Annotated in this window: 7 protein-coding genes; 3 read left to right on the forward strand and 4 right to left on the reverse strand. The window is 44.2% G+C overall.

Annotated elements, in window-relative coordinates; translation table 11 throughout:
* Nucleotides 1-187 precede the first annotated feature (187 nt).
* Together ACTRDR_RS11890 and ACTRDR_RS11895 are read left to right on the forward strand one after the other, a co-directional pair.
* Nucleotides 188-1,582 carry an MATE family efflux transporter gene (locus ACTRDR_RS11890; RefSeq protein ID WP_176865698.1) on the forward strand — a complete coding sequence of 465 codons (1,395 nt, stop codon included), beginning with the start codon at nucleotides 188-190 and terminating at the stop codon, nucleotides 1,580-1,582.
* 103 nt (nucleotides 1,583-1,685) lie between these two features.
* Nucleotides 1,686-2,675 (forward strand): aldo/keto reductase, encoded by a 990-nt coding sequence (locus ACTRDR_RS11895; protein ID WP_176865700.1) that lies wholly within the window; start codon nucleotides 1,686-1,688, stop codon nucleotides 2,673-2,675.
* Nucleotides 2,676-2,720: 45 nt separating this feature from the next.
* Here ACTRDR_RS11895 and hflC read toward each other — a convergent pair whose 3' ends face one another.
* Together hflC and hflK are read right to left on the reverse strand one after the other, a co-directional pair.
* Nucleotides 2,721-3,590 (reverse strand): protease modulator HflC, encoded by an 870-nt coding sequence (gene hflC / locus ACTRDR_RS11900; RefSeq protein WP_118546720.1) that lies wholly within the window; start codon nucleotides 3,588-3,590, stop codon nucleotides 2,721-2,723.
* A 31-nt stretch (nucleotides 3,591-3,621) separates the two neighbouring features.
* Nucleotides 3,622-4,653 (reverse strand): FtsH protease activity modulator HflK, encoded by a 1,032-nt coding sequence (hflK, locus tag ACTRDR_RS11905; protein ID WP_176865704.1) that lies wholly within the window; start codon nucleotides 4,651-4,653, stop codon nucleotides 3,622-3,624.
* 231 nt (nucleotides 4,654-4,884) lie between these two features.
* On the opposite strand from hflK, the gene ACTRDR_RS11910 reads away from it, so the two are divergent.
* Nucleotides 4,885-5,697: a polysaccharide deacetylase family protein gene (locus tag ACTRDR_RS11910; RefSeq protein WP_176865706.1), complete on the forward strand. Its 813-nt coding sequence runs from the start codon at nucleotides 4,885-4,887 to the stop codon at nucleotides 5,695-5,697.
* Nucleotides 5,698-6,027: 330 nt separating this feature from the next.
* Here ACTRDR_RS11910 and ACTRDR_RS11915 read toward each other — a convergent pair whose 3' ends face one another.
* Together ACTRDR_RS11915 and ACTRDR_RS11920 are read right to left on the reverse strand one after the other, a co-directional pair.
* Nucleotides 6,028-6,678: a hypothetical protein gene (locus ACTRDR_RS11915; protein ID WP_440527737.1), complete on the reverse strand. Its 651-nt coding sequence runs from the start codon at nucleotides 6,676-6,678 to the stop codon at nucleotides 6,028-6,030.
* 345 nt (nucleotides 6,679-7,023) lie between these two features.
* The gene (locus tag ACTRDR_RS11920; protein ID WP_440527738.1) at nucleotides 7,024-7,377 is read right to left on the reverse strand and encodes an LptM family lipoprotein; all 354 of its coding nucleotides are present in this window, start codon (nucleotides 7,375-7,377) and stop codon (nucleotides 7,024-7,026) included.
* Nucleotides 7,378-7,471 lie beyond the last annotated feature (94 nt).

Here is a 7,471-nt window from a genome sequence, read left to right on the forward strand (position 1 = left end):
ATTTGGTATATACAGAGTGCTGTGCCCGGATGCTGCGACTCATCCGGGTGCAGACAAGGACCCCGGGTGCTTCCACCACCCGGGGTTTTTCCTGCCCGGGCTGTGACAGAGATTGCCCTCTTGAAAAGGTTCTGCGGAAATGATACTATCATCGTAGAAGTATAGATTTTCAAAGGGTATAATATACATGGAAGAAAATACAAAGAAGACACAAAAGCAGACAGAAAATGTTATAGAGAAAGAGAACAAGATCGTAACGGGAGTCATCTGGCAGCAGCTGCTCCTGTTCTTTTTCCCTATTTTGTTCGGGACCTTTTTTCAACAATTATATAATGCTGCGGATGCGGTGATCGTAGGACGCTTTGTCGGAAAAGAAGCTTTGTCGGCGGTAGGTGGCGGCACCGGTACGCTGATCCAGCTGCTGGTGGGATTTTTCGTGGGATTGTCCAGCGGTGCCACGGTCATTATCTCTCAGTATTATGGAGCAAAACGGGCAGAGATGGTAGGCTATGCTGTACATACCTCCATTGCGTTCAGCCTGGTGGCGGGAATCGGCATGATGATCGTGGGTATTACGGCGGCACCATGGGCACTGCGCGCGATGTCTACACCTGAGGATATTTTGGGACCGTCGACAACCTATATCCGAATCTATTTTCTGGGCGTTATCGGGAATCTGATCTACAACATGGGCGCAGGTATCCTGCGGGCTGTGGGGGATTCCAAGAGACCGCTGTATTTTCTGATCGTCAGCTGCCTGACCAATATTGTACTGGACATTGTGTTTGTCATCGGACTGCATATGGGTGTGGCAGGTGCCGCACTTGCTACGATCCTGTCGCAGGCGCTCAGTGCTGTGCTGGTATTGTGGGTGCTGATGCGGACAAAAGATATGCATCGTCTGGAACTGAGCAAGATCCGTTTTGATGGAAGAATGTTCCACAGGATCATCCGGATCGGACTTCCGGCGGGATTGCAGTCGGTAATGTATACATCGTCCAATATTCTGATCCAGTCCAGCGTGAATGCACTGGGAACGGATACGGTAGCGGCATGGACAGCATACAGCAAGATTGACAGCCTGTTCTGGATGATCGTCAATGCCTTTGGTATATCGATCACTACCTTTGTGGGACAGAATTATGGTGCGGGGAAAATGGATCGTGTACACAAGGGAGTCCGTACCTGTATGGGAATTACAGCCGGGGCAACCGTACTGTTGTCTGTGATCCTCTATAATTATGCATCGATCTGTTATCAACTGTTTACCACGGATGCTCAGGTGGTAGTGATCGGAGAACAGATTCTGCACTTTTTGGTACCCACATATTTTACCTATATTGCCATTGAGATTTTGTCCGGTACTCTGCGCGGTATCGGCGACAGCTGGCTTCCCATGATCATCTGCTGTCTGGGGATCTGCGCGCTACGTGTGGTATGGATCCTGACAGCCGTACCTCTGAAAAATGACATTCTCACCATTGTGTTCAGCTATCCGCTGACCTGGACGGTGACAAGTATTGCTTTTATTGTATATTACCTGTTTTTCAGCCGCCTGAAGATTGTGGGAAGTAAGAGATAATTCGTAAGATATTGCACTTTATTCTATATAATTCGCATAGAAATGGGATGAAAATAAATTTATAATAAAGAAATGAAGGAAAGAAAAGAAGGAGGTTATTTAAATGTATCAGGCAGATGAAAAAAGATATGAAGAAATGAAATACAACCGCTGTGGTGCAAGTGGATTGCAGCTTCCGGCAGTCTCTCTGGGACTGTGGCACAATTTTGGCTCCAATGGGAATTTTGACAACATGCTGGACATGTGTCACACTGCTTTTGATCACGGTATCACACACTTCGATCTGGCGAACAACTACGGACCGGTATACGGTGCGGCAGAAGAGAATTTCGGTCGTATTCTGAAAAAGGATCTGGGTGTATATCGTGATGAACTGGTGATTTCCACGAAAGCCGGTTATGATATGTGGCCCGGACCTTACGGCAACTGGGGCAGCAAAAAGTATCTCGTGGCCAGCCTGGATCAGAGCCTGAAGCGCATGGGACTGGATTATGTGGATATCTTCTACCATCACAGACCGGATCCAAATACACCGTTGGAGGAGACCGTTCGTGCACTGGACGGCATTGTGAAATCTGGTAAGGCATTGTATGTGGGAATATCCAATTACAATAAAGAACAGACCATTGCAGCGGCAGAATTGTTCAAGGAGCTGGGCACCCCGTTCATTATCAACCAGAGAAAATATTCCATGTTTGTAAGAGATATTGAGAAGGATGGTCTGAAAGATTACGCGGCAGCTCACGGCATCGGTATCATTACCTTCAGCCCTCTGGCACAGGGACTTCTGACCGACCGTTATCTCCACGGTATTCCCGAGGACAGCCGTGTCCGTACCGACGGCAGGTTCCTGAAAGAAGCGGCGATCGTGGAAGAGACATTGAAGAAGGTACGTGCACTGAACGATCTGGCATCCCAGAGAGGACAGACCCTGGCACAGATGGCACTGTCCTGGATCTTAAGGGATGGGGATATTACCAGTGTTCTGATTGGAGCTTCCAAGCCTTCACAGATCCTGGATAATATTGGAATTGTACATGCAACCTCCTTCAGCGATGAAGAAAGACGTAAGATTGAAGAGATTCTGGCATAAAAAAAGCCGGTGCCTGCAAGAATATTGCAGACGCCGGCTTTCACGTTATCTTCCGTAGAAAATCTGCGCGATCGGAGAGTCCGGGGACAGGATCACGGTTTTATTATCACCGGTCATGGAAGCCTTCAGAGCATCCAGGCTTCTGACGAAGGAATAGAAATCCTGCTTGGATTCATCGGCATAGGCCTCTGACAGAATACGCATGTATTCCGCTTCTCCCTCCGCAATGAGAATTTCCGCGTTTTTATTGGCTTCCGACAGGAGCACGTTGACCTCCTTATCCGTGGTATTGCGGATCTTCTGTGCCTCGGAGCTTCCCTCTGCGGTATAGGTCGCGGAGATATTTTCGCGTTCGGAGATCATGCGCTCGTACACAGCGGCTTTGTTGTCACTGGGCAGATCCAGCTGTTTGGTTTCGAAGGAGAGCAATTCAATACCGTATTGCTCGGTGGTGTTCCCAATGTTTTTCATGATGGCTGCCGCCAGCTCTCCGTCACGTCCGGAGATCACATCATTCTGAGTAGTGCTGCTGATGATGTTCTTGGTAGAGTTATATACGATGGTGTCCAGACGGCTCTCAGCGTTGGAGATGGAAGAGTTCAGGGTCTGGGCAAATTTCAGAGGATCGTTGATCTGCCACAAAATGTAACTGTCGCAGATCATGGTCTTTTTGTCACTGGTGATGACATCGGAGGAAGACAGATCATAGAGCAGGATCTGCTTTGGGAGCTTATCGACGCTCTGTACAAAAGGAATCTTAAAGGTAACACCTGCAGAACTCACTACATGGTCTACTTTACCGAACTGTCGGATCAGACTGTATTCGTTTTCGTTGGTAACGACAATGCTGGAGGATCCGATGATCAGCAGCACCAGTACCAATAGAATCAGAGATATATTTTTTAATTTTTTCATATTATTAAAACTGCCTTTCTGTAGACAATGATTATTGTGCGGTTTCAGAGGTACTGTTTTCCGTGGAAGAACCGGTTGTCGTACCTGTGAAAGATTCCAAAGGGTAGAAGGTCTGTGTATTGCCGTTGGGGCTTTCGATGACTACCTTGAGATCCGGCAGGACTTCTTCCATGGTCTCGTAGAACATACGCTGTTTGGTGACGGCCGGGTTCTTGATATATTCCTCGTACATAGCGTTAAAACGTGCAACCTGTGCAGTAGCCTCATTGATGCGCTCGGTCTTTTGTGCTTCGGCGTCCTTAATGATACCGTCTGCCTGTGCCTGCGCCAGAGGAAGCTGCTCATTGCGGTATTTGTTGGCATTGTTCAGAGCGGTTTCTTTTCCCTGCTTGGCGGTTTCTACGGCCTTGAAAGCCTCCATGACTTCGGAGGTAGGCGGCTCGGAATCCTGGATCGTGATATTCACCAGCTGAATACCGATATCCTGTTCGCTCAGACGCTCCAGAATCATTTCTTTAATAGCAGCCTGAATCTCATTTTTACCGGTGGTCAGTACGTCATCTACCGGATAGCTGCCGATGACAGTGCGGATACAGCTCTGGCTGATGTTACGCAGGATCAGCACAGGATCTTTGGAAGCATAGACTGCTTTTACCGGATCGCTGAAACGATACTCTACGAAGAAATCGACGTTGACAAAATTGTAATCGGAAGTGATCATGAGAGAATCGTCGGTTTCCGAAGAATTGGAATCTACATCATATCCCAGGGAAAATCCCTGAATGGTGGTATTGACCTTGCGGACCTGCTGGATGAACGGTATCTTAAAATGAAGTCCGGGATCCGTAACCGCTTTAGCCTGTCCTAAGGTGATCAGAACCGCCTGTTCCTGTTCGCGGATCTGGTAAGTGGAATTAAAAGTAAAAATAGCGATTACCAGAATCACAAGAATGATGCCGGGGATTTTCCACCAGCTTTTTTTCGTTTTTGCTGCTTCCGCGGTGCCGGAACCTAAATCTTCAAAGCCGTTCTGGCGATTACGGAAGGAGTTGAATTTTTTCATAAATAATATGCTCCCTTCTTACTGGAATTCGTTTACTTGTTGTATACTTTACTATATTAAAGGATGAATGGAAGGAAGGCAATGGAAAGTTCTGCACGTTAAAGATGGTTAATGCCGGATTCTTATCAGTTGCAAAATTGTTCCGGTCGTAATATGATGAAAACATGTGGGTTGAAAATCACCATATTTTTTAAACCACAATAGAAATTACAGTAGAAAAGGATGAAAAAGATGAAAGTATATACTTGTTTTCCCGGTGGAAAAGCCAAAGCATTGACCATGAGTTATGATGACGGTAAGGTACAGGACAGACGCCTGATCGACATTTTCAATAAATATGGTATCAAAGGAACGTTTAATCTGAATTACGGTCAGGTGGGAGAACGCCCCCGCATGACTTTTGAAGAAATGGAAGGGCTGTATGCGGGACATGAGATCGCAACCCATACCATGACGCATCCAACCATTGAGAGATGTCCGTTAGTGGAAGTGGCACAGGAGCTTCTGGAGGATCGGAAAGGTCTGGAGAAATGGACAGGACAGATCGTCAGGGGACATGCGTATCCCAACGGTTCTTACAGTGAGGAGATCAAGCAGCTGTATCGCCAGCTGGGCGTGGCTTATGCCAGAGTTGTAGAGACGGTTCCGGATTTTGCACTGCCAAAGGATCCGCTGGAGTGGCATGCTACCTGCCATCACGATGACCCGAAGCTGATGGAGTATGCGGAATTTTTTGCTGATTTCAAGAAGAGCCAGTACCTGAAGCTGATGTATGTCTGGGGGCACAGCTACGAGTTCGATAATAATGACAACTGGGATGTGATCGAGAACTTCTGTAAATACATGGGCGGCAGAGACGACATCTGGTACGCCACCAATATTGAGATCATTGATTATATGGATGCAGCGAAACGTTTACAGTTCTCTGCGGATTACGAAAAGGTATATAACCCCAATGCCTGCAGCGTATGGCTGCAGCTTGACAGTGACAAGTGCGTGGAGATCAAGGGCGGAACCCTGGTGGATCTGAATACATTGCTGTAAAAAGTTAAGCCGGATAGCGATGACTGTCCGGTAGGTGTGCTGGAGAATACACTGATGAAAACCATAAAACTTGCGGACAGACAGTAAGAAAGATAGGATAGTAAAGACCGGATGGTGAGCGATCGCTGTCTGGTTTTTAGAGTCTAATGCATAATCCCTTATAATTATTCGTTTTTGCTACTCTTATACATTTTCTATTAATTTTTTGCTAATGGGGAGCTTATTTTTTGATAAGTTGTCGTGCAATTTATTAGAATGGAATTTTTGAAAGAGCCAGCACCTTGAATGGGCTGTCTCTTTCAATGTCACCTGTAATTGACAAACTGGAAGTTATGAACTCAAGCTCGTTACCAGTGACGAATATCTTTCTGTCTTATTTATGATATCTTCCTCAGTAACACCATAATAACTGTATAAATCTCTGGCTATTTTCTTTAACTTTTTCATTACCGCTTTATTTCCTGAATAAGACATTCCAAATATATTCCAAGTATAATCTATTTCCATTTCAAGAAAATTATCATTAATTTCTATTTTATACAAATGAAAATCCATAGGAATTATACTATCGGGCATTTCAGCAATCATTTCACTTCGAGTCTTTATTTTACCAAAATACTCTATAACAGATGCTTCATTAAAATAATCTGGTAATGGAATATCCTTCATTTCACCCAAAAGTTCTGGTTCATGTTGCAAAATCAAACTTTCTTTTAGGCATTTTATTTGTTCAATATATTCTCTATTGCCTGGAGCAATTTCTGTCAATCCGTATTTTTCTTTTGCATACTGTACTGTTTCAGAAAGAGAATGCGGATTTGCAACTATTGTCTTCTCTACTTTTTTTCTCTTATATCTATATATGCTATTTTTGATCCTAACCTTTAATGGTTGCTTTTCTGAAGGTCCAGCTATAAAAATGCTTGTAGGACCATCTGCACCACCTATGATTGAAACCCCATTTTTACTTTTTTGTTCCATTCGTCTTTTCCTCACAACTCCCGATTTTTCGTTCTCTGCGACTTCCTAATAAACGGGAAGTTATGGCTTTAATTTTCTCCAAATAACCAGCTTTAGGACAATACATACGACCACCACAACAGCAACCATGGCACCATCCAACAGTAACTCTGTGTACCACGGTGCAGACTGCATGACATATAGATTTGAATAGGTTTTAAAATGCCAAAACTTATAAATTCCGAACCCAATGAAAACTCCTATGAATGAACCGATAACGATGTTTAAAAAACAATTCAACTTTCTCAGCATGGCAGTGCACCCCTTTCCAAATTCTGATTTCTCAGTTTCAAAAACTGGAAGTTGTTAGTTGTTTGGAATCACTTCTCCATTTTCATCTAAAAGATAGATTGCATAAACCGTTCCTATCTGCAATGGATCACTTTCCATTACATCACCATTAAATACAACACGGATATTATCATCTACATTCAATTCTGGTGCTCCTCCTGCTGATACTACATCTTTTGTAACAGAAAATTCCTCATCAACAGAAATCCCACTATTAAATGCTTCTATACACCTAACATCAACATATTCTTTATTTACTTCCAAAACTTTTGCATTAAAATATGCTTGTCCTGCTTCATTTTCATTTTTACATCCAGACAACGCTACTATACAGCCCAATACTGCTAAAATAGATAACCACCTTTTCATACTCAACACCTCTTTAAATTCCGATTTTCTCAATTCTCCAAACTTGAAGTTGTTTATCCAAAATGAAATGGAATAACCATATCAAGTAAAACTG

The organism is Simiaoa sp. (assembly GCF_051972595.1).
Taxonomy (GTDB): domain Bacteria; phylum Bacillota; class Clostridia; order Lachnospirales; family Lachnospiraceae; genus Acetatifactor; species Acetatifactor hominis.

Coding starts and splice junctions, on each gene's coding strand:
- ACTRDR_RS11895 (WP_176865700.1), top strand. CDS start 1,686: ATGTATCAGGCAGATGAAAAAAGATATGAAGAAATGAAATACAACCGC.
- ACTRDR_RS11910 (WP_176865706.1), top strand. CDS start 4,885: ATGAAAGTATATACTTGTTTTCCCGGTGGAAAAGCCAAAGCATTGACC.
- ACTRDR_RS11920 (WP_440527738.1), bottom strand. CDS start 7,377: ATGAAAAGGTGGTTATCTATTTTAGCAGTATTGGGCTGTATAGTAGCG.
- ACTRDR_RS11915 (WP_440527737.1), bottom strand. CDS start 6,678: ATGGAACAAAAAAGTAAAAATGGGGTTTCAATCATAGGTGGTGCAGAT.
- hflC (WP_118546720.1), bottom strand. CDS start 3,590: ATGAAAAAATTAAAAAATATATCTCTGATTCTATTGGTACTGGTGCTG.
- ACTRDR_RS11890 (WP_176865698.1), top strand. CDS start 188: ATGGAAGAAAATACAAAGAAGACACAAAAGCAGACAGAAAATGTTATA.
- hflK (WP_176865704.1), bottom strand. CDS start 4,653: ATGAAAAAATTCAACTCCTTCCGTAATCGCCAGAACGGCTTTGAAGAT.